Here is a 20,174-nt window from a genome sequence, read left to right as displayed (position 1 = left end):
CGAAGGCCGCTGATTCGTCAGCGGCCTTTTTTGTTGCATTTGCTACAGAAAATTTTGCGTTTCACGCAAGAGGTTACGTATACGCGCCTTGTTACAAACCGTTACATATAGCCGTCCATCATTTGGACGTCCAAATTCACGTGCGTGTTCACCGTTTCAGTTTGTTTCATCAAAACGCAGCGTTCAAATGCCGCCAAAGCACTAGACGATCTTGTTGATGCATGAGCATGATCGCCTGCCTTTGGCTGCAGGCCGAAGTACAACGGATATCCAATGCGACTTCCATAAAGCTGTCCGATGAGATGGCTGGAAGCATGCGCCCTGCAACAAGAGGCATCGCGAAACCACTGGAGTCGAAAAGAGACACAAAACGTTGTTGTACGACGCAACATCACAGGGGGACTCGTTATTTCCTTTTGGCATCATCTTTGGGAGAGAGTCATGAAAAACGAGCTTGTGATCGGTGCATCGATTGCCGCTGCTTTAGCTGTACTGCCGAGTCTTGGCCTGGCCACTGACACGGCGACAGCCGCACTTGCGGGTATCAACACTAACGAAGCGCCGCGTGTCACCGCGACCATCGACAATCGCGCGTTGACGGCGGTAGCCAACACCCATCTGGGGCTGGTGGCAAAAACGAAACCCACGGAGACCGTGGCCGATTCGCTGCCAATGAACCATATGCAGCTAGTGCTCAAGCGCAGCGGGCTGCGTGCCAACGCATTGAGCAAATTGATTGCCGACCAGCACGATCCCTCGTCCGCGAAATTTCATCAATGGCTGACGCCGGCACAGTTCGGCCAGACCTTCGGCGTCAGCGATGCCGATATCGCCGCTGTATCGTCCTGGCTCAAGGCGCAGGGCTTTACCGTCAACGGCGTCTACCCGAACAAGATGCAGATCGATTTCAGCGGTACGGCCGGCGCGGTCAGGCAGGCCTTCCATACCCAAGAGAACCGCTACACCATCAACAACGCGGTGCACATCGCCAATGCCGGCGATATCAGCATCCCGACGGCATTGAATGACGTCATTGTCGGTGTCGCTGGCCTCAATGATATCCATCCCGATCCGCAGCACACGGCACCACAGGTGGCTCAGTTCAATCCGTCGACGCGGATGTTCGCGGTGCCGCAGCAGCCGGGCAAGACCAATTTCGCCAAGTCCTCACTCGCGAAGCTGGGCCCGGATGCCGTACCGTTCACTACCGGCGAACGCGGCTTCGCGCCCTACGATCTGGCCAAGATCTACGGTGTCGACAAGCTGCAGAGCAGCGGCATTACCGGCAAGGGCATCACCATCGCGGTGGTCGACGTAGAGTCGATGGTGCCCGGCGATTGGACCAACTTTGTCAGCCAGTTCAATCTGGGCAGCTTCGGCGGAACGTTCTCACAGGTGCAGCCGCAGGCCGATGGCCTTACCAACTGCGTGGATCCGAATATCGCCAGTCCCAACTCCGACTTTACCGAAACGGTACTGGATGCGGAGTGGGCAACCGCGATGGCGCCGGGCGCAAACATCGTGGTGGCTACCTGCGATAGTGGCAACAGCAACAACTTCTTCGGTGGTGTGTTCACCGCGGCGACCAACCTGATCAACGGCACGAGCCGTCCGAACATCATCAGTGCCAGCTACGGCTTCGGCGAAGGTTCGACCGATGCGGCCAGCAAGAGCGCGATCGATCTGATGTGGGCGCAGGCCGATGCCGAAGGCATATCAGTGTTCGTCTCCAGCGGCGACTCCGGTGCCAACCCGAGCTTCAATGGTGGCGTGATCAACGGTGCGGGTATCGACGCCAACTCTCTCGGCACGTCGCCGAATGTCACGACGGTAGGCGGCACGGACACCGCCGACGTGCTCGATGGCACGACCAAGAAATACTTCAGTTCGACAATCAATGACGTTTATGGATCGGCGCTTTCGTATGTGCCGGAAATTCCGTGGAACCAGTCCTGCGGCAATGACGTGGCGGCCAAGTCGCTTGGCTTCACCGACTCGATCGCCTTCTGCAAGGAGGCGGTCGTGTTCGATCCGCTCAGCATCTACACCACCTCCGAGGGCGGCAGCGGCGGCCCATCCTCGGTGGACGCGAAACCGGTGTGGCAGCGTCTGGTCAAGGGAACGGCAAAGGACCAATCGCGCGACGTGCCGGACGTGGCCTTGTTTGCCGGTTCGTATGGCCAGCACTCGGCCGTGATCCTGTGCACGGCGGCCGATCCGTGCGCACCCAACTTCACCACCCCCACCGTGCTCGAAGGCGGCACTTCGTTGTCGGCACCGATGTTTGCCGGTATCCAGGCCTTGATGGACCAGGGCTTGTCCGAAGCGGGCCTGCCTGCCAATCAGGGCAATGCAGCACCGACCTTGTACGCACTCGCGGCCAAGGAATACGGCGGCCCGACCGGCACGGCACCGGCCACGCTGGACGGTTGCAGTTCCGATAACGGCACCAAGGGTACGGCCAAGTGCGTCTTCCACAATGTGGTGCGCGGCAGTATCTCCACCCAGTGCTATCAGTTGAATGGCGCGGCCACCCCGACGCCGGATTGCTACTTCTACATCACCAATCCGGAGTTCCTGCTCGGTCCGGGCCAGCTCGGCCTGATGTCGACCGATCCGAGCAAGAAGTACAGCGCCAAGACCGAAGCCTTCGCCGCGCAACCGGGTTGGAGCTTTGCCACCGGATTGGGTTCGGTGGACGCCAACAACCTGCTCAGCGCGTGGAAGTCGTTTGTTGGTGTGAAGTAAACGCCGTTGTGTCTCAGTCCTCGGCGGCGAAAGCCGCCGAGGATTTCACGCCAATAAACCGAAAGCAGCAAAATAGCTTCAGTATTCATCGTCATCCCGGCCTGCGGGGGATGACGGGTAGGAGATGCATGGTCGAGATCCCGTAGAATCGAAGCCCTCATTCGACGTAATGAAAGGATCGAGTCGTGGAGGATCTACGCGCGTTCGCCCAGCAGGTTTTCGACGCCCAGCCGTTCAGTCGCTTTCTCGGCGCACAACTGACGCAGGCAGGACCCGGCACCGCAGAGATAAGTCTGCCGATCGTCGATCATCTCAAGCAGCAGCACGGTTTCGTTCACGGCGGCGTCCTGAGTTATCTGGCCGATAACGCGATCACCTTCGCCGGTGGGTTGGCCTTTGGCGGCAACGCGTTGACTTCGGAGTTCAAGATCAACTATCTGAAGCCGGCGCTTGGCTCGATCCTTGTCGCGCGTGCTCATGCCAAGGCCGTGGGCAAACGCCAGGCCGTATGCCAGTGCGAGATATTCGCGGTTCGCGATGGCGAGGAGATCCTGTGCGCGATCGCGCAGGGCACCGTGGTGCCGGCGACAGCAAACCCTTAATCTTAAATACTTTCGTTTTGGCACAAGCCTGCCTATCCCCATGGCATCTGTCGCACCCGAATCTGCAGAAGCGATAACCATTCGTTGCGACGACGGCGTCGCGCTCGGTGGCCACTGGTGGCCGACCGCGACCGCAGTGCCTCTCGGACTGGTGGTCATCAATCCGGCGACTGGCGTGCTGGCTCGTTACTACCATTACTACGCGCGCTTTCTGACCGCGTCGGGTTTCGATGTCCTGACCTACGATTACCGCGGTATTGGCCTGTCGCGTCCCGAGCGGCTGCGTGGCAGCGGATATCGCTGGCGCGATTGGGGGCAACTCGACTTTGATGCGGCGATTCGCTTCGCCAATCAGCGGCGGAGGCAGGGGTCCTTGCTGGTTGTCGGTCACAGCGTCGGTGGCTTTCTTCCGGGCCTGGCGGAAAATGGGCACCTGGTCGAACGCATGCTCACCGTGGGCGCGCAATATGCGTACTGGCCCGATTACGCGGCGAAGCAGCGAGCCAGGCTGTTCTTCAAATGGCACGTGGTCATGCCCGCGGTTACGGCATTGCTTGGTTATTTTCCGGGCCGCAAGTTCGGCTGGCTGGAAGATCTGCCCGCCGGCGTCGCCAACGAATGGAGCTTCAAGGGCGCACGTACCGAACGCAGCTATCCCAAAGCCAGTCGAGCGGTGGTACTGGAACGCTTCGCCGCATTTCAGGCGCCCATTCTCGCCGTGGTCGTCAGCGACGATGAACTGGGCACCGTTTCGGCCGTGCGGCGCTCCCTGGGTTACTACGGAGCGGCAGCAAAGACCGAAGTGATGCTGTCACCACATGATCTGGGTCGGGAGAGCGTGGGTCACTTCGACCTGTTCCATGCCCGGCATACGCAGGGTTTCTGGGCGGACACGCTGCATTGGCTGCGTGACGGGATCAATCCCTGGCCAGGCAAGCCATACGGCTAGCTCGCGGCGCGCTTACGCCATAAGCGCTAAGCACAGGCTTTCCGGAAAGTGGCAAACTCGCCCGAGCCGGACTGGCTCCGAGGGGTTATGGCCGCGATTGCGATCAGCTTGGGCGTCTTTGTGCTGGCCTGGGTCGGCCTGTGGCTGGGCGCGTGGTTGGCGCCACGGTTGCCGCGGGATCACCTGTCCAACGACGCGCGCAACTCGGCGCAGATCGGCATCGGCATGATGTCGACGCTGGCGGCACTGGTACTGGGTTTCATGATTACCTCGGCGCGATCCTCGTTCGATCGCGCAACCGATGATGTCGTCGCCGTATCCACATCGATCGTCATGGTGGACCGGGCGCTGTCGGGTTATGGCGATGAAGCCCGCCCGGCGCGCGACCAGCTGCGCGCCTTTCTGAATCGCGCAACAAGCCGCGTCGCAGCCGATGGCAATGTCACGGAGGTCGTCTTTCGGGTTCCGCTGACCAACCTGAGCTTGCTGACAGAATTACAACAGTCGATCCTGGCGCTCAAACCGGCCAACGACGCGCAGCGCTGGTTTCAGGCACGTGCCTTGACGCTAAGCGGCGACCTGAGCCGTGAACGTGTCGTCACCTCCGAGCAGAGCGTGCAATCGGTACCCGTACTGTTGCTGGTGGTCGTCGCAGCCTGGGTCTTTCTGATCTTTGTCGGCCTGGGCGCGTTCACCGTACACAATCGTTCCGTGCGCGTCGTGCTCGTCTGTTCCGCATTGGCGTTTGCCGGCTCGGTATTTCTGATACTGGAATTCGAAACGCCGTACTCGGGCATCATTCGTGTATCCGGCCAGCCTTTGTTAAATGCCGCCGAGGAACTGGCGAGATAACGCGCCGTCCTGCAAGATAGCAGCGATAGCTTTGAGCAAAGGTTCGCTCGTGTCTGCCGATATCGCCCCGCTTATTTCGCCCGCGCAATTCGAGTTTCCCGCCGGTGGCCTATGGTTGTCGCACTGCAAGGATGGCCCGATGCCGCGTGTCGCGGCCAATGCGTTGATGGCCTTGCTGCAGACCGAGCTACGGCCGTGGGAACTGCGCTGGCAGAACGATTTCCTAGACGTGCAGCAGAAGTTGCGCAACGCCGGCGCGGCCTTGCTGGGCGTGGCGGCCAAGGATGTGAGCTTGGTGACCTGCACCTCGACCGGACTGGAAGCCATTGCCTATGGTTTTCCCTGGAAGGCCGGCGACGAGGTCGTCATACCGGCGGGTGAGTTCCCGAGTAACCGCCTGCCCTGGCTGGCACTGAACCAACGCGGCGTGCGCTGTACCGAAGTCGACCTGTGGCCGAATCATCGCGTGCCCGATGCCATGATCGAGCCGGAGCATCTCCTGCTCGATGCGATCACGCCGAACACGCGTATCGTGGCTGTGTCATGGGTGCGCTTTCAGGACGGTATCCGCCTGGATCTGGCCAAACTCGGCCACGGGTGCCGCGCGCGCGGCGTGCACCTGGTGGTCGACGGCATTCAGGGGGCCGGTACGATGGTGCCCGATCTCAAACACGCCAGCGCTTTTGCTACCGGTGGGCACAAGGGGTTGCTGGGTGGGCAGGGGCAGGGCCTGCTGTGGACCGATGCGAACTTCCGTCGGCAGCTTCTGCCGCTGGGCACCTGGCTATCGGCACCCGCCAGTTTTTCCCAGGGCGGCGTCCAGGCGATCCAAGAAAACCTCTGGGCCGACGATGGGCGTTATCTCGAAGCGGGCAGTCCGACCATTCTCGGTTGCGGCGCACTGGCGGCGTCGATCGATTTATTGCTGGTCGCCGGTGGTGCGGCCGCCATTCGCGATCATGTCATCAAGCTGCAACTGCGTTTGCTCGACCGGCTCTTGCGATATCCGGCCTGGGTCAACGAAGCGACGCGTCTGAAGCGCCTGGTCGAGGCCCATCGTGTCGGCTCCGTACTTTCGTTTGCGCTGGAACAAACCACGATCGACGCATTACTGCAGCGTGGCGAGGCGCAAGGCATCAGCGCGAGCACCCGCGACGGCTATCTGCGCATCGCGCTGCACGGTTGGCACGCATCGAGCGACATCGATCGTTGCGTCGATTGGCTCACGTCGGGCTGAACGAGCCTTCGCGCCATGCGGGCCGTCTGACGTCTCGCGGTATATCGCGGTAGGCTTGCAGCCACCCATCCTGTGACCGAGCGGATCGAAGAACCCATGGTTAACCATCAAGTAGCTTTTCCTGATGATGAAAACGGCGACGTATTGCGTCAGATGAGCGAGCAGGGCGACAACCTGGAGACGCCGCGCGAAATCGACTTCTCGGTCATCTTTCCCACCGAAGACGCCGCCCTGAAATTTGCGGTCCTGCTCTTGCGCAACGGCCAGAAAGTGTCGTTCTCCGAATACGAAGAACACGACGAACTGCCGTGGCAGGTCCAGGCCCATCCCTTCATGGTCCCTACCCACGAAAATATTTCCGGTTACGAGGCGTTGCTGGCCGATGAGGCCGAAGCGTTTGCCGGGCAGAACGATGGCTGGGGATGTGAAATTCAGGAGTGAACAGAGCTGCTAGGGAAGGTTTAAAGGGTTTCCTGAAATTGCGCCCATTCCGTCGCGCTCAGCGTGAGCAGCTATAGATCGCGACATAACGCACGAGCGAATCGGCGTGCTGGTCAACGCCCTCGGTCACCGGCATTGCCGTATGCGGCACGATTTGTTTGAGCTTTGCATCGCCGGCACAGTCGCGTCGTGCTTCCTGTGTGCAAGGGGCATCCGTCGTATGGGTAAGCGTGCACTGGACCGTGACTTGATGCGCCTGGGTGCCAAGGGGTGGTGACTGTGTCGCCTGGGCGGATGCATAGCCCGAAAATGCCAGTACAACCGGCAAGACCAATGTCCATGGGTGACTCATCTCGTCCTCTCCTGTGACCGGAACAATCCGATGCGCCGGTTTATACCGCAGCCGGATGCTAGCGACGTTACATCGATCGGCGCCGGCTACAAGGACCTGATCTGACGGCCATTTCTTTCGCTGCGACCATCTGGGCCTACGTCCCTCACGCTCCCGGAGTTACTCTTATGGCTTGGCTGGCCAGTCGGCCAAAAACGGTCAGCCGCTCCCCCCTGACACCCTGCAGAGTCCGCGCCATGAGCAATGAAACCGAGATCCCAGGCGTATCCGAGTACGAAGGTCCCGCCGGCGGCTGGGGTGCGTTACGGGCCGTGGCCAAGGCCATCAGCGGCCAGCTCGCAGTGGGTCGGGAAGCTTTGGCGTTGAGGAAGATGAATCAGCCGGACGGCTTCGATTGCCCCGGCTGCGCCTGGCCCGACCCCAAGCACACCAGTTCTTTCGAGTTCTGCGAGAACGGCGCCAAGGCGGTGTCGTGGGAAGCCACCGCCAAGCGGGTCAAGCCGGAATTCTTTCAGGCCAACACGGTAACGTCGCTGTGGCAACTCAGTGATTACGCGCTCGAAGGGCTTGGCCGCCTGACCCATCCGCTGGCCTATGACGCGGGTAGCGACACCTATGTGGCGATCGGCTGGGACGATGCGATGCAACGCATCGGCGCGGCGCTACGTGCGCTGCCGGACCCGCGCATGGCCGAGTTCTATACCTCCGGCCGTACCTCGAACGAAGCGGCATTCCTGTATCAGGCGTTTGTGCGCGAGTACGGCTGCAACAACTTCCCCGATTGCTCGAACATGTGCCACGAGGCCACCAGCGTGGGCCTGCCCCAGTCGATCGGCGTCGGCAAGGGCACGGTCACGATCGAGGATTTCGATCATTGCGATGCGGTCTTTTGCATCGGCCACAATCCGGGCACCAACCATCCGCGCATGCTTGCGACCTTGCGCGAGGTTGCCAAGCGCAACGTCCCCATCGTCGCGATCAATCCGTTGCCCGAGCGCGGCCTGGAGCGATTCACCTCGCCGCAAAGCCCGGTCGAGATGATGACAGGCGGCGAGACGCCGCTGGCCACGACGTACTACCAGGTGAGCTGCGGCGGCGACCTGGCGTTTCTCAAGGGCATGATGAAATGGTTGCTCGATGCCGATGCGCAGGACATCGCCGGCGGCGGCCAGGGTCTGCTCGATCGTGCGTTCATCGCCGAGAACACGACCGGCTTCGAGGCGCTGGCCAGCGACCTCCGTGCCGCGCAGTGGAGCGATATCGAAAGCAAGAGCGGGCTGTCCCGTGCCGATATCGAGCACGCCGGTTCGATCTACGCGCAGGCCAAGCGCGTCATCATCTGCTACGGCATGGGCATCACCCAGCATCGTCACGGCACGCAGAATGTGCAGCAGCTGGCGAACCTGCTGATGCTGCGCGGCAACCTCGGCCGCGAAGGCGCGGGCATCTGCCCGTTGCGCGGCCATTCCAATGTGCAGGGCGATCGCACCGTCGGCATTACCGAGAAACCCGATGCCGCGCTCATCAAGGGCATGAAGCTCGCATTCGGTTTCGACACATCGCCGGAACACGGCCACGATGCCGTGGCCGCGGTCAAGGCGATTCGCGACGGCCAGTCCCGGGCGTTGATATGCCTGGGCGGCAACCTCGCGGTAGCGATGCCCGATCCCGACGCTACGTTCGATGCAATGCGCAAGCTCGATCTGGCGGTGCATATCGCCACCAAGCTCAATCGCTCGCATCTGATCCTGGCCAAGGAGTCGATCATCCTGCCATGCCTGGGCCGCACTGAAATCGATATGCAGGCCGAAGGCGCGCAGTCGGTGACGGTGGAGGATTCCATGTCGATGGTCCACGCCTCGCGTGGCGGACTCACGCCGGCCTCGGAACATCTGCGCTCGGAGCCCTGGATCGTCGCTCAGATGGCCAAGGCGACTTTGCCCAACACACAGGTGGACTGGGATCACCTGATCGCCGACTACGACCGCATCCGTGACAAGATCGAAATCGTGTTTCCGGCCTTCGCCAATTTCAATCAGCGCGTACGCGAGCCGGGCGGCTTCCGCCTGTTTATCGCAGCCTCCGAGCGCAAGTGGAACACGCCGGATGGCAAGGCGCATTTCCTGGTGGCGCCGGGCATCGAGGAAGACGACGGTCTGGAAGACGGCACGCTGGTGCTGACCACGCTGCGTGCGCATGACCAGTACAACACCACTATTTACAGTCTCAACGATCGTTATCGTGGCATTACCGGTCGCCGCGATGTGATCTTCATGCATGCCGACGACCTCGCCGCGCGCGGCCTCAAACACGGCGATCGCATCGTCGTCGAAACCTCTGCAACCCGGGCCAAGCGTTCGGTGGTTGGCTTTACCGCCGTGTCCTATCCGATCGCCCGCGGCACGGTGGCGATGTATTACCCGGAAGGCAACTGCCTGGTAGGGCTGGACGACCATGACCCCCAATCGGGCACGCCGTCGTACAAATCCGTCCCGGTGGTCATACGGGAGTGGCGAGAGGCGTCGTGAGGGGCCGGGTCGCTACGCTCCGAGCGGGATAGCGACCCTGACTCTCAGTCCCTTGCCCAAAGGCGAATCGAGCAGCTCGATCGACGCACGGTGTAGCCAGGCGACGCGTTGCACGATGGAAAGCCCCAGGCCATAGCCGTCGCCTCGGCTGGATGCTTCGCGATGAAAGCGCGCGAACACGGCATGGCGGCGTTCCGGCGGAATACCGGGGCCGTCGTCGATCACTTCCAGTGTCGTTTCATGCGCGTTCTGCTCGATCGCCAGTTGAACCTGTCCGCCACGCGGAACATGTCGAATCGCGTTCTCAAGGAGATTGCGCAGCAGCGCTGCGAGTGCGGCGTCGTAACCTTGCACCAATACGGGAGACTGTCGTTGCGGCAGGCCCAGCGCTACGCCGCTGCCGGCGATGGAAGGACCCAGCTCGGCAATGACGTCACTGGCGATTTCGAGCAAGTCGATCGTAGCGGGCTGGTTGGTCGCGACATTGGCTTCGAGCCTCGCCAGCGCAAGCAGTTGTTCGATACGTCGCGAGAGCAGGCGAACGCTGTTTTGCGCACCTGCAATGCTGTCGTAGATCTCGGCCAGGTCCGTCGTTGCCATCGCGCTCTCCAGATTGAGCGTGATGGATGCTGCAGGCGTGCGCAGTTCGTGCGCTACGTCAGCGCTGAAGCGTCGCTCGCGTTCCAACGCGTTTTCCTGGCGTTCGATTTGCTCGTTGAGCGCGGCAAGCACCGGTTGAAGTTCAAGCGGGGAATGATCGAGGGTAATCGGCTCGCGATTGCCCGGCTCACGTGCCGCCAGCGCCGATGCCAGGCCGGTCAACGGCTGCAGGCCGCGCTTGACCGCCCAGCCGACCAGCAGCGCGAGCACGGGCAAACCGAACAAAAAGGGCAGGCCATGGTCGAGCCACAGCGCGTGAACGATCTCCTCGCGTGTGTCGTAGCGATCCGCCACACGGATCACCATGTCATTGGGTTTATCGACAAAGGTAAAGACGCGCCAGATGTGATGGGCTTTTTTCAGGTCGAGAAATTCGGAACGATCCATCGCGGACGACGGCAAGGTCGAAAGATTGGCCGTTCCCAGGAGCAACTGTCCCCGCCCGTTGAAAACCTGAAAGCCGACTTCCGACTCGTCGGTACGCACTTCCCCCAAGCTGCGCAGCGTCGATTTCTTCTGCACCGGAACCAGCAGCGCCTCATTGCCGATCAAGGCGCGAACGCCGGTTCGCTGGACCAACGAGCCGATCGTATGCGCCGCCTGCGCCAGTCGCCCATCGGACAGCTCTTCCATTTCTGCCGTGGTACGGCGAAAGCTGTAGAGCGCGAGCGGAAGCAGCACGAGCACCAGCATGGTCACGATCAACCAGCGCAGCCGTCCACGCAGGCTGGGGTGCCTCATTGCGGTTCTCGTGGAATCATGTAGCCGAAGGCGCGTATGTTCTGGATCGTCTCGAAGCTCAGCTTGCGTCGTAGCGAATGAACGATGACGTCCAGGGCGCTATCGCCCACAACCTTGTCGTTGCCGTAAAGCGAACTCTCCAGAAAATCGCGCCGCACCAGCCGACCGGCGCGTTCCATCAACGCCTGCAGCAACGAGAACTCGCGCCGGGTCAGGTCGACACGCTGGCCACGAAAAGTCACCTCCAGCGTGGCGAGGTCGAGGCATAGCGAACCCACCTCGATGCGGTTGTCGGCCAGGCCCTGCATGCGGCGAGTGAGCGAACGGATCCGCGCTCCCAGTTCGTCCAGATGAAACGGCTTGGTGAGATAGTCGTCGGCGCCTGCGTCGAGCCCATGTACGCGCGCCTGGACGGCATCGCGTGCGGTAAGGATCAGCACTGGCGTTCGGATACGGGCACGGCGCGCCTCGACCAGCACATCCAGGCCATCCTTGCCGGGGAGACCGAGATCGAGCAGTACAAGGTCGGCGGTTTCGTCGCGCATCGCGGCCACGGCGCCCTCGCCATCGAGCAACCATGTCACCGTGTACGAGAGACGCTCAAGAGCCCGGCGTATTGCTGCGCCGAGCTCCTGGTCGTCTTCAATCAGGATGATATGCACGTGTCACTCCGCCAATGGCTGTCGTTGCATCGTCGGCCGGGTGGGACACGACGCCACGAGCGATTGTCTTACAGGTTTGTGACAGTCGCGGGTAAGCGGGTAGTTCGGGTCCCTTGTCGCAGCCAGATCAAGGTGTCGAATGAGCGTCGCCGGTCAAACCGGCGGCACGCAGTTCCGCGGCGGCGGCCGCAAGATCATGCTGCATCGCCGGCGAGGTCAGCATCGCGCTGGCCAAGGCCTGGCCGAACATCCGCCCGGCATAGATGTCCTGCAATGTGTGCACGCCCTTGACCACGCGTCGCCAGCCGATGTCCCTGGCGTGCTGCATCAGGGCGTCGCCGTCCTGTGGAAACAACTGCGTCAGAAGGATGGCGTCGACCGTGGCGCGACTGGAATGCCCGCTGGGATAGCCGAAGCTTTTCTTCGAGGCATGCTCGGGATTCATCGCGCAGGCCGACGCGGGCGGACAAGGCCGCACGCGCCGCCAATGGTTCTTGGAGGTGTCGACAGCTTCCTTGGTCTCGTGCTCGGCTTCCTTGAAAAGCGCAGCTACGTGCGGGAGCTTGTCGGCCTGGAACCCGGGGCCTACCACTGACGCGAACGCGAAGGCATCGAACTTCTCTTCCTGCTCCGCTGCATCGAAATCGGCGCTGGAGCGTTGCGCGAACGCACGATCGGTGGTGGCGCGATCGGCCTGGTCTTCCGCGCTGCCCGGTGCACTGGGCGGCGGGAGCATGGCGAGCACGGTGTTGACCTGGCTGGCGCTCAGATAAACCTCGGTCGGATGGGCGTCGCGCGCATGAGTAACGGTGCAGGCGAGGGCAGCGATCAGAACGAAGGCAAGACGGTTGAGGATATGTTTCATGATTCGATTCCGGTTGCCTTGTCAGAGTGCCAGCGATACAGAGGCGAACCAGCTGCGGCCCGGCAACACGTAGTACGAGCCGGTGCTTCCGCTGACCGAGTTGATCACCAGGTTGTGCGCGTCGAACAGGTTGTCCACCTGCAGGCGAACCTTGTAGCTCTTGATCACCGAGCCGCTCAGGTTCTGGCCGTAACCCACGCTCATCGCTGCCTGCCAGAAGCCACCCGTCGAAATGGTCGAGGTGACCGACGATGCTTGATCGGGGTTGAAGCTCGAGTTGTAGCCCTTCTGGCTACCGGCATATTTGTCGAACAGCGACGCGAAGAAACCGTCGTTCTCGTACAGCACGCCGATGGCTGCCGTGCGGTCGGGCACGTTGGGGATGTCCAGTCGCGAGCCCTTGAAGGTGGCGTCCTGCAACGACCCGTTGGCGAACACGCTGGTGCCGGCGCCGACGTAGTAGGTCATCTCCGCTTCGATGCCCTTGATATAGGCGCCCTTGGCGACGTAATAGACCGCATCGGTGGTGCCTGGGATCGTGGTCGAGAAAGCGTAGTTCTTGAAGTTGATGAAGTAGACGTCGGCATCCGCATTGAAGCGATCGGTCTTGTAGACCGAGCCGAACTGATAGTTCATCGTCTGCTCCGGGTGCGCCTTGTTCAGCGACGGATCCGGTACGTAGAACTCATTGAGGTTGGGCGTCAGAAAGCCCTGCGCGGCCGTTGCATAGATGCTCCAGTCGTCGCGCAGCAGATAGTTGGCGGTCAGATAGCCGAGCGTCTTGTCCCAGGTCTGGCTGTAGCGCAACGGAACCTTGCTGGTCTGGTTGATCGGTGCCTCGATATCGCGGCTGATATCGAGGTATTTCACGCCTGGGGTGATGCTCAGCCCGTTGATCGGGTGCCACTCGTACTCGGCATAGAGCTGCCCCGTGTGCAGCTGGTCCTTCATGATGTACTTGTACGGACCGCTATACACGCCCTTGGCGTTGAAGCTGCCTTGCAGCGGCTGACCGGCCTTGACGTCGATGGCCTGATCACGACCGTAGTCGACGGCAACGCTGCTGCGCTGGTTGTTGGTGTACTCGTACCAGCCGCCCGTGCGGAACTGGCCGTAGTCGTCGGCGTGCACCAGCGCGAAGGTGTCGCCCCAGGCACGGTAATTGTTGATCTTGATATAGCCGCCCATATTGGTCGGCGACGCCTTGGTACCTACGTACGGGCTTTCGTGACTGGTGTTGTCGTACGCGTAGGTATAGACCTTGTTGTCCAGCGACCAGGTCTCCGACAGTGCGCTGTGCACACCCAGGTACTCGAGATCGGTCTGCTTGGTCTGAAAGTTATAGCAGGCACAGTTGGTGCTGGTCGGATCGTTGTTGAGGCCGAAATTGCGACCGAGCTGCGCGATCTGCTTCAGCGTCAGCGAACTCAGGTCCGGGTTGTTGAAACGGATGTAGTTGTAGTTGCTGAGAAAGGTGATCTCGGTGCCGGTGCCGATCGGCTGCACATACTTGATGTAGCCGGTCTTGCGCGAGGTATCGCCATCCGTCTTGGCAGTGTCGGTGCTGATGTACTGGGCGCTGGCGATCAGCTTGCCGCCGCCCAGGTCATCCAAGCGACCTGTGTTGACTTCAAGATGCGTCAGCGAGGTGCCGTAGCTGCCGAAGCTCTGGGTAGGGATGAACGAGAACGAGTCCAGCGGATCCTTGGAACTGAGCGCCACGGTGCCGCCGAAGGTGGCCTCACCGATGGTGCTGGCGCTGCCGGGACCGCGATCAACTAGCACCTGGCCGATCATCTTGGCCGGGAAGTAGCTGCTGGTGTGATGGCTGAAATCGTTGGTATCGCCGAACGGAATGCCGTCGTAGGTCACGTTGTATTGGTTATCGTTGAAGCCGCGCAGCGTCATCTGCTTGGATTCGCCAAGGCCCGGTCCGGCCGTGCTGACATTGGTGACGCCTGGGGCGATCGCGGCGATCGTGGCGTAGTCCGCCGTTGGCGCCACATGGTTGCTGATCCAGTCCAGCCCGATCACCGATTGCGGTTGGGTGATGGTCAGGTCGGCCTGGGTCGGCGCCTGGGTCAGCGCCGAGTTGCTGACCGCACCCTGCACCTCGATCTCTTCCAGCTGCTTGGGCTGCTTGCTGGTCGCCACAGCCGGCGCGGTCGCTGCCGCCGTGGTTGCATCGTCGGCGAAGGCGGGAGCGCTCAAGCAAAAGCCGGCCAGCATGGCCAGGGAAAGGGGGGCATGCCATTGCCGAATACCGCGAACTATTGGATGAAGAACAAGGGATTGCGCGCGAACGCGCGAGCGGCGGAAACGGCTTTGCATGGTGGCCTACACGGTGGGTGACGTAAGCCTGTTAGCGTGGGAGGCCCGTTTTACAGTTCTGTTGCATAGGGGTGATGCGGACCGGCGGTTTGCTTAGGCTTGTCTTAGGCGTCCTGTTCGCTCGATCCATGCGGGCAGGTATGCTCAGGCGAAAACCTGGGAACGGACCTGTGCGCGAGCTATATCCCGAGATCGAACCCTACGCCACTCACCGCCTCGCTGTCGACGAGCTTCACGAGCTCCATGTAGAGGAGTGCGGCAACCCCGATGGATTGCCTGTGATCTTTCTCCATGGTGGTCCCGGCGTGGGATTGTCTCCTTACTACCGTCGCTTCTTCGATCCGGCGCGTTACCGCATCGTACTGTTCGATCAACGCGGCGCAGGCAAGTCGACCCCACATGCGGAGCTGCGCAACAACACGACCTGGCATCTGGTTGCGGATATCGAACGCATCCGCGCGCATTTCGGTATCGAACGCTGGGTGGTCTTCGGCGGCTCGTGGGGTTCGACCCTGGCGCTGGCGTACGCGCAGAAGCATCCGGAGCCGGTGATCGGCCTGGTATTGCGCGGGATCTTTCTTGGCCGGCCGGGCGAGCTGCGTTGGTTCAATGAACTCGACGGCGGCGCCTCGTGGATCTTTCCCGAGCGTTGGGCGCATTACCTCGAACACATTCCAGTCCAGGAGCGCGGCGAGATGGTCGAGGCGTATTGGCGTCGACTCGATAGCCCCGACCACGCAGTACGCCTGGCGGCGGCCAAGGCCTGGAGTTATTGGGAAGGAGGCAGCACGACCTTGCTGCACGATCCCAACGAGGCCGGCAACTTTGAAGACCCACAGGTAGCGATAAGCGTCGCAAGGGCCGAGGCGCACTATTTCCGTCATGCGGTTTTTCTGGAACCCGATCAGCTTGTGCGCGACGTCGAACGTATCCGCCATATCCCGGCGACCATCGTCCAAGGACGCTACGACATCATTTGCCCGGTCAAGAGTGCCTATGACCTGGCCTGCGCGTGGCCGGAAGCGGACTTTCACATTGTGATGGCGGGCCACAGCGCCGCCGACCCGGCGATTGTCGATGTGCTGGTCAAAGCCACGGATGCCCTGGCTGACCGATATGACCACCATGCCGGGTGAGCGTCTTGCGCTCGTCTTCACAGCATCTGGATCATGTTGAGCCGGTGCGAGACCTGAGGACCGCCTGGTTCTTGCCGCACTTGTCCATCCGATCCCGGGGACTTCATGTTGCGTTGCACGCGCTCTCTGATTGTCACGCTAGTCGCCTTGGCGATAGGCGCTTGCGCGTCACTCCCGACCGATAGCAAACACCCATCCAAGGCATTGCCGCCGGCCACGGCGACACCGACGGGTAGCTACATCCATGCGCAGGTCGACCAGCATCAGGATCTATCCGGATTCCGCCTGTTGACGCTCAATACGAATGCGCTGCTGAGCCGTATCGCACTGGCCGATCACGCGCAGCATTCGATCGACCTGCAGTACTACATTTTCGACAACGACGAGACAGGCCGGCTGGTGGCATTGCATCTCCTGCAGGCGGCCGATCGCGGCGTGCGCGTGCGCCTGCTGCTGGACGATATCAATGTCCGCAACGAGGTGGATATGCTCGATGCGCTCGATGCGCATCCGAACATCGAGATACGACTTTTCAATCCGTTCTCCACGCACAACCCTTCGTTCTTATCCAAGGCGATGCAATTCATGGTCGATGCGCACCGTCTGAATCGGCGCATGCACAACAAGTCGTTTATCGTGGACGGCAATGTGGCCGTGGTCGGTGGGCGAAATATCGGCAACGGCTATTTCGATGCCGGCGATAACACCAACTTCCGCGATCTCGACCTGATCGCCATTGGCCCGGTGGTCAAAGAAGCCTCGCGCACATTCGACGACTACTGGAACTGCGACGCGGCCTATCCGCTCAAGGCCTTCCATGGCAACCACGCCAATCACTATGACCTGGCGAAGCTGCGCACCGATCTCGCGCACGACGCGCGCAAGTTCGCGCAATCGGATTACGCCCAGTCGACGCTGGATGAACTCCCCAATGGCCCCTCGGCGGACCATCCTGGTGCCTGGTTCTGGGGTACGGCCGTACTGGTCGCCGACCAGCCGGAGAAAATCGAAACCGATCATGACGAACCGGCATTGCGCATCGGTCCGCAGATCAAGGCCGTGACCGACGGTGCGCAGCAACAGGTGCTGTTGATATCGCCGTACTTCATTCCCGGCGACAACGGCGTGAACTACCTGGGCGATCTGGTTGCGCGAGGCGTGACGGTGAAGGTGCTGACCAACTCACTCGCATCCACCGACGAGCCAGCCGTACACACGGGCTATTCGCGCTACCGCGCGACACAGCTGCACAAGGGCGTGCTGATCTATGAACTTCGGCCAGCGGCGGGTACGAGCCAGAAGGTGACGGCGCGCGGCACGTCCTCAGGCGTCAGCCTGCATGCCAAGGCCATCGTAGTGGACCGGCGGCAGGTCTTCGTCGGCTCGATGAATATGGACCAGCGCTCCAAGCTGTTGAATACGGAGATGGGAATTATCGTGGACTCGCCGGCATTGGCCGAGGCGGTAGCCCAGTTCTTCGATTCCGCGGTGCTGCCTGCCAATGCCTATCACGTCGTGCTGCGCAATCCGGATTCACCGCATAGCCATGCCTTGCAGTGGCAGGCAAGCGATGGCGATAAGCCGTTGCGCTACAACCACGATCCGGACGCGGCCCTGCAACGCCGCCTTGAGGTAGCCTTGCTCCGGCTGCTGCCTATCGATGGCATGCTCTGAATCGCCGGACGAAAGGAAACACTTGATGCTTGCACCTGTTACTTTCTCGACACGGCAGCATCGTGGGCTTGTTCGCACAGTCATGGCCATGTGGTTGCTATGGCTGGCCATGTTGACCCCGGCGATCGCCCGGCAGGACATCCAGCATCAGGACATCGAGCAGCAGAAGATCAACTATCTGATCGCTTCCGTGGAAGGTCTCAAAGACGTGTCCTTCATTCGCAACGGGTCCTCCTACAATGCCGAACAGGCGGCATCGCATATGCGCCTCAAGCTGCGCATGGCTGGAAGCCGGGTAAAGACCGCCGAAGATTTCATTGTCTACTGTGCGACCGAATCTTCCGTCACCGGCATCAAATACACGATCCGTTTTCCGGATGGGCACACGATCGAATCGGCAACCTTCCTGCGCGACAAGTTGGCCAGCTTCAAGGCGTCGGACTGAGCCGGCCAGAGGCCGGGGCCTGGCTTGCGTGCGGCGCGCCACCCACGTTCGACGACACCAGCCCAAGGCCATATACGAAGATCAGCAAGCTCAAAGCAGCACGCACTCGATTTACGATCCTGCCGCGCTGTTGCACACTGTCTCCGATGGGGCGTTCCTGGGGGATGGCATGAAGAAATCCAGACTTGAAGCATTCACCGATGGCGTGATCGCCGTCATCATCACCATCATGGTGCTGGAACTGAAGACACCGGCCGAGCCGACCTGGCCTGAGCTATTGAAGTCGTGGCCGGTCTTTCTGAGCTATATCCTCAGTTTTATCTACGTCGGCATTTACTGGAACAACCACCATCACATGTTGCAGCTGGTGAAACGCATCAACGGCAAGGCGATGTGGGCCAACCTGTTTTTCCTGTTCAGCCTGTCGCTGCTTCCCTTTGCCACCGCATGGCTCAACGAAGCGCACCCGCATCCGGCGCTGGTGCCGACCATCTTCTATGGCTTCATTCTTTTCCTCACCGCCGTGTCGTGGGTGCCGCTGTCTCGTTCGTTGATCGAAGCCAATGGTGGTGCCGATTGCGAACTGGCCGAAGCACTCGGCTCGGACTGGAAAGGCAAATCATCGATCGTCATCTATGCGATCGCCATTGTGCTGGCGATCTACAACCCGATCATTTCCTGCGTGCTCTATGCGGTGGTTGCCGCGTTGTGGTTCATCCCCGATCGGCGCATCGAAAGCAGGTTGCTGGATAAGTAGATGTCGCAAGAGCAAGGCCGTATGGCACGGCCTTGCTCGCTTGCTCAGCGTTCATGTCGCTCGTGCGGCTGACCTCCGCCCGGATGACTCGGATGCGGTTGCGGCGCGCTATGAGGGGCGCCGCCAGGCCGCGGTTCGCCTTGGTGAATCATGGCCGGTGGGCGCGCTTCTCCGAACGCCTGCGGCCTCGCATGCGGTGACATTTGTGGCTGGCCTGCGTGCGCGGTCTGCATGGCATGAGCTTGTGTGTTGAAGCGATTCGCGCCGTTGTTCGGCATACCGGGACGTTGGCCGTTGGCGGGATGCGCGAAGCCGGCCGAAGGCAATGCGTTGAGACGATTCGGCGCAGTCGTCGCATGGTTCTGCATCGCCATGGCGTGGGCTGCGTTCGCCTGTGGCGCACCGTGTGCAGCGACGACGTCGTGACCGGCGAAGGCACCCGGATGCGCCGTAGCCGCAATCGGTGGTGCGCCGTGGTTGAACGATGCACGCAGCGACTGGTTCTGGCTTGCCAGTTGGCGTTGTTGCATCTGCGCGGCCATCGGTGCGGTATGTTGCTCGTGCGCATAAGCCATTTCTTGCGATGACGGGCGCGTGCTGATGCCGCCATTGCCGCCGTTGTAGCTCACGCGATTGACCGTGACGTTGTTGATCACCGTCTTGTTGTAGACGTTGGTGATGTGCACGTTATTGATCTGGTTGACCGAGCGGTTGTAGTAAAAGCCGCCGTGCCCCCAGTAGCCTCCGCCATAGCCGACGCCGGTGTAACCGAAGCCGTAATTGATGCCGCCGTAAAAACCTACGTGGCGGCCCCAGTAACCTGCATGAAAAATGTAGACGCCGCTGGACCAACCCCAATATCCCGGTGTCCACAGTGCGCCGACATAGGGCGGCAATATCCAGGTGCCCGGCACCCAGAAATAACCATCGTCGCCCCAGGCCCAGTAACCCGGTGTCCATATGTAGCCCGGCGCGGGAATCGCCGGCTGCACATAGACGGGCAACACCGGTGGCGCCGTGGTAATCGTTACGCCAACGAACACGGCCGCCTCCGCCTTCGGCGCGACAGAAACGCCCACGATGGCCAGGGCCAACGCAGCCGCGCAGTGGCGAACCAGCAGCGTGCGACGAATGGACCGAATATTCCTCAATGCAAAGCTACGCATCGCAAGCCCTCCTGCAGTAAACGACAGG

At 61.2% G+C, this 20,174-nt stretch carries 17 protein-coding genes; 11 read left to right on the top strand and 6 right to left on the bottom strand.

Annotation, left to right across the window (positions count from 1 at the left end; all coding sequences use genetic code 11):
• The first annotated feature begins 441 nt into the window (after positions 1-441).
• The 6 genes from ACZ6WW_RS10680 to ACZ6WW_RS10655 all read left to right on the top strand — a co-directional run bounded on the left by ACZ6WW_RS10680 (position 442) and on the right by ACZ6WW_RS10655 (position 6,829).
• Positions 442-2,748, top strand: a complete 2,307-nt coding sequence (locus tag ACZ6WW_RS10680) for a S53 family peptidase (protein ID WP_465274182.1) — start codon at positions 442-444, stop codon at positions 2,746-2,748.
• A gap of 185 nt (positions 2,749-2,933) precedes the next feature.
• Positions 2,934-3,350, top strand: coding sequence for a PaaI family thioesterase (locus tag ACZ6WW_RS10675; RefSeq protein ID WP_465274181.1), 417 nt, complete (start codon positions 2,934-2,936; stop codon positions 3,348-3,350).
• Positions 3,351-3,390: 40 nt separating this feature from the next.
• Positions 3,391-4,299 carry an alpha/beta hydrolase family protein gene (locus tag ACZ6WW_RS10670; protein WP_465274180.1) on the top strand — a complete coding sequence of 303 codons (909 nt, stop codon included), beginning with the start codon at positions 3,391-3,393 and terminating at the stop codon, positions 4,297-4,299.
• Positions 4,300-4,386: 87 nt separating this feature from the next.
• Positions 4,387-5,151 (top strand): bestrophin-like domain, encoded by a 765-nt coding sequence (locus ACZ6WW_RS10665; RefSeq protein WP_465274179.1) that lies wholly within the window; start codon positions 4,387-4,389, stop codon positions 5,149-5,151.
• A gap of 49 nt (positions 5,152-5,200) precedes the next feature.
• Complete coding sequence (locus tag ACZ6WW_RS10660) at positions 5,201-6,388, top strand: aminotransferase class V-fold PLP-dependent enzyme (RefSeq protein ID WP_465274178.1); 1,188 nt, start codon at positions 5,201-5,203, stop codon at positions 6,386-6,388.
• Between the two features lie 96 nt (positions 6,389-6,484).
• A complete protein-coding gene (locus ACZ6WW_RS10655) occupies positions 6,485-6,829 on the top strand; it encodes a ribonuclease E inhibitor RraB (RefSeq protein ID WP_465274177.1) in 345 nt (114 codons plus the stop codon).
• Positions 6,830-6,887: 58 nt separating this feature from the next.
• On the opposite strand, the gene ACZ6WW_RS10650 is transcribed toward ACZ6WW_RS10655, so the two are convergent.
• Positions 6,888-7,181 carry a hypothetical protein gene (locus tag ACZ6WW_RS10650; protein ID WP_465274176.1) on the bottom strand — a complete coding sequence of 98 codons (294 nt, stop codon included), beginning with the start codon at positions 7,179-7,181 and terminating at the stop codon, positions 6,888-6,890.
• A gap of 236 nt (positions 7,182-7,417) precedes the next feature.
• Here ACZ6WW_RS10650 and ACZ6WW_RS10645 point away from each other — a divergent pair, with 236 nt between their 5' ends.
• Positions 7,418-9,709, top strand: a complete 2,292-nt coding sequence (locus ACZ6WW_RS10645; RefSeq protein ID WP_465274175.1) for an FdhF/YdeP family oxidoreductase — start codon at positions 7,418-7,420, stop codon at positions 9,707-9,709.
• Positions 9,710-9,721: 12 nt separating this feature from the next.
• On the opposite strand, the gene ACZ6WW_RS10640 is transcribed toward ACZ6WW_RS10645, so the two are convergent.
• From ACZ6WW_RS10640 to ACZ6WW_RS10625, 4 genes are all read right to left on the bottom strand, one after another.
• Positions 9,722-11,110 (bottom strand): ATP-binding protein, encoded by a 1,389-nt coding sequence (locus ACZ6WW_RS10640; protein ID WP_281851233.1) that lies wholly within the window; start codon positions 11,108-11,110, stop codon positions 9,722-9,724.
• Entirely contained in the window at positions 11,107-11,772 is a 666-nt protein-coding gene (locus tag ACZ6WW_RS10635; RefSeq protein ID WP_465274174.1) for a response regulator, read from the bottom strand. Before ACZ6WW_RS10635 ends, ACZ6WW_RS10640 begins: the two co-directional genes overlap by 4 nt.
• Before the next feature lie 127 nt (positions 11,773-11,899).
• Positions 11,900-12,637: a phosphatase PAP2 family protein gene (locus ACZ6WW_RS10630; RefSeq protein WP_465274173.1), complete on the bottom strand. Its 738-nt coding sequence runs from the start codon at positions 12,635-12,637 to the stop codon at positions 11,900-11,902.
• Between the two features lie 21 nt (positions 12,638-12,658).
• On the bottom strand, positions 12,659-14,848 hold the full coding sequence (locus ACZ6WW_RS10625; protein ID WP_465274172.1) for a TonB-dependent receptor: 2,190 nt from the start codon (positions 14,846-14,848) through the stop codon (positions 12,659-12,661).
• A 290-nt stretch (positions 14,849-15,138) separates the two neighbouring features.
• On the opposite strand from ACZ6WW_RS10625, the gene pip reads away from it, so the two are divergent.
• The 4 genes from pip (at position 15,139) to ACZ6WW_RS10605 (ending at position 18,980) form a co-directional block, all read left to right on the top strand.
• A complete protein-coding gene (gene pip / locus ACZ6WW_RS10620; RefSeq protein ID WP_465274171.1) occupies positions 15,139-16,104 on the top strand; it encodes a prolyl aminopeptidase in 966 nt (321 codons plus the stop codon).
• A 105-nt stretch (positions 16,105-16,209) separates the two neighbouring features.
• Complete coding sequence (locus ACZ6WW_RS10615; RefSeq protein WP_465274170.1) at positions 16,210-17,778, top strand: phospholipase D family protein; 1,569 nt, start codon at positions 16,210-16,212, stop codon at positions 17,776-17,778.
• 25 nt (positions 17,779-17,803) lie between these two features.
• A complete protein-coding gene (locus ACZ6WW_RS10610; protein ID WP_465274169.1) occupies positions 17,804-18,223 on the top strand; it encodes a DUF5329 family protein in 420 nt (139 codons plus the stop codon).
• Positions 18,224-18,392: 169 nt separating this feature from the next.
• Positions 18,393-18,980: a TMEM175 family protein gene (locus tag ACZ6WW_RS10605; RefSeq protein ID WP_465274168.1), complete on the top strand. Its 588-nt coding sequence runs from the start codon at positions 18,393-18,395 to the stop codon at positions 18,978-18,980.
• A 44-nt stretch (positions 18,981-19,024) separates the two neighbouring features.
• Here the strand turns inward: ACZ6WW_RS10605 and ACZ6WW_RS10600 are convergent, their stop codons facing one another.
• Positions 19,025-20,146: a YXWGXW repeat-containing protein gene (locus ACZ6WW_RS10600; RefSeq protein WP_465274167.1), complete on the bottom strand. Its 1,122-nt coding sequence runs from the start codon at positions 20,144-20,146 to the stop codon at positions 19,025-19,027.
• Between the last annotated feature and the right edge of the window lie 28 nt (positions 20,147-20,174).

The sequence above is a fragment of the Dyella sp. NPDC103356 genome, assembly GCF_055584465.1.
The sequence above is the reverse complement of the archived record's forward strand: the minus strand, read 5'-3'. Positions and strand labels throughout refer to the sequence as shown.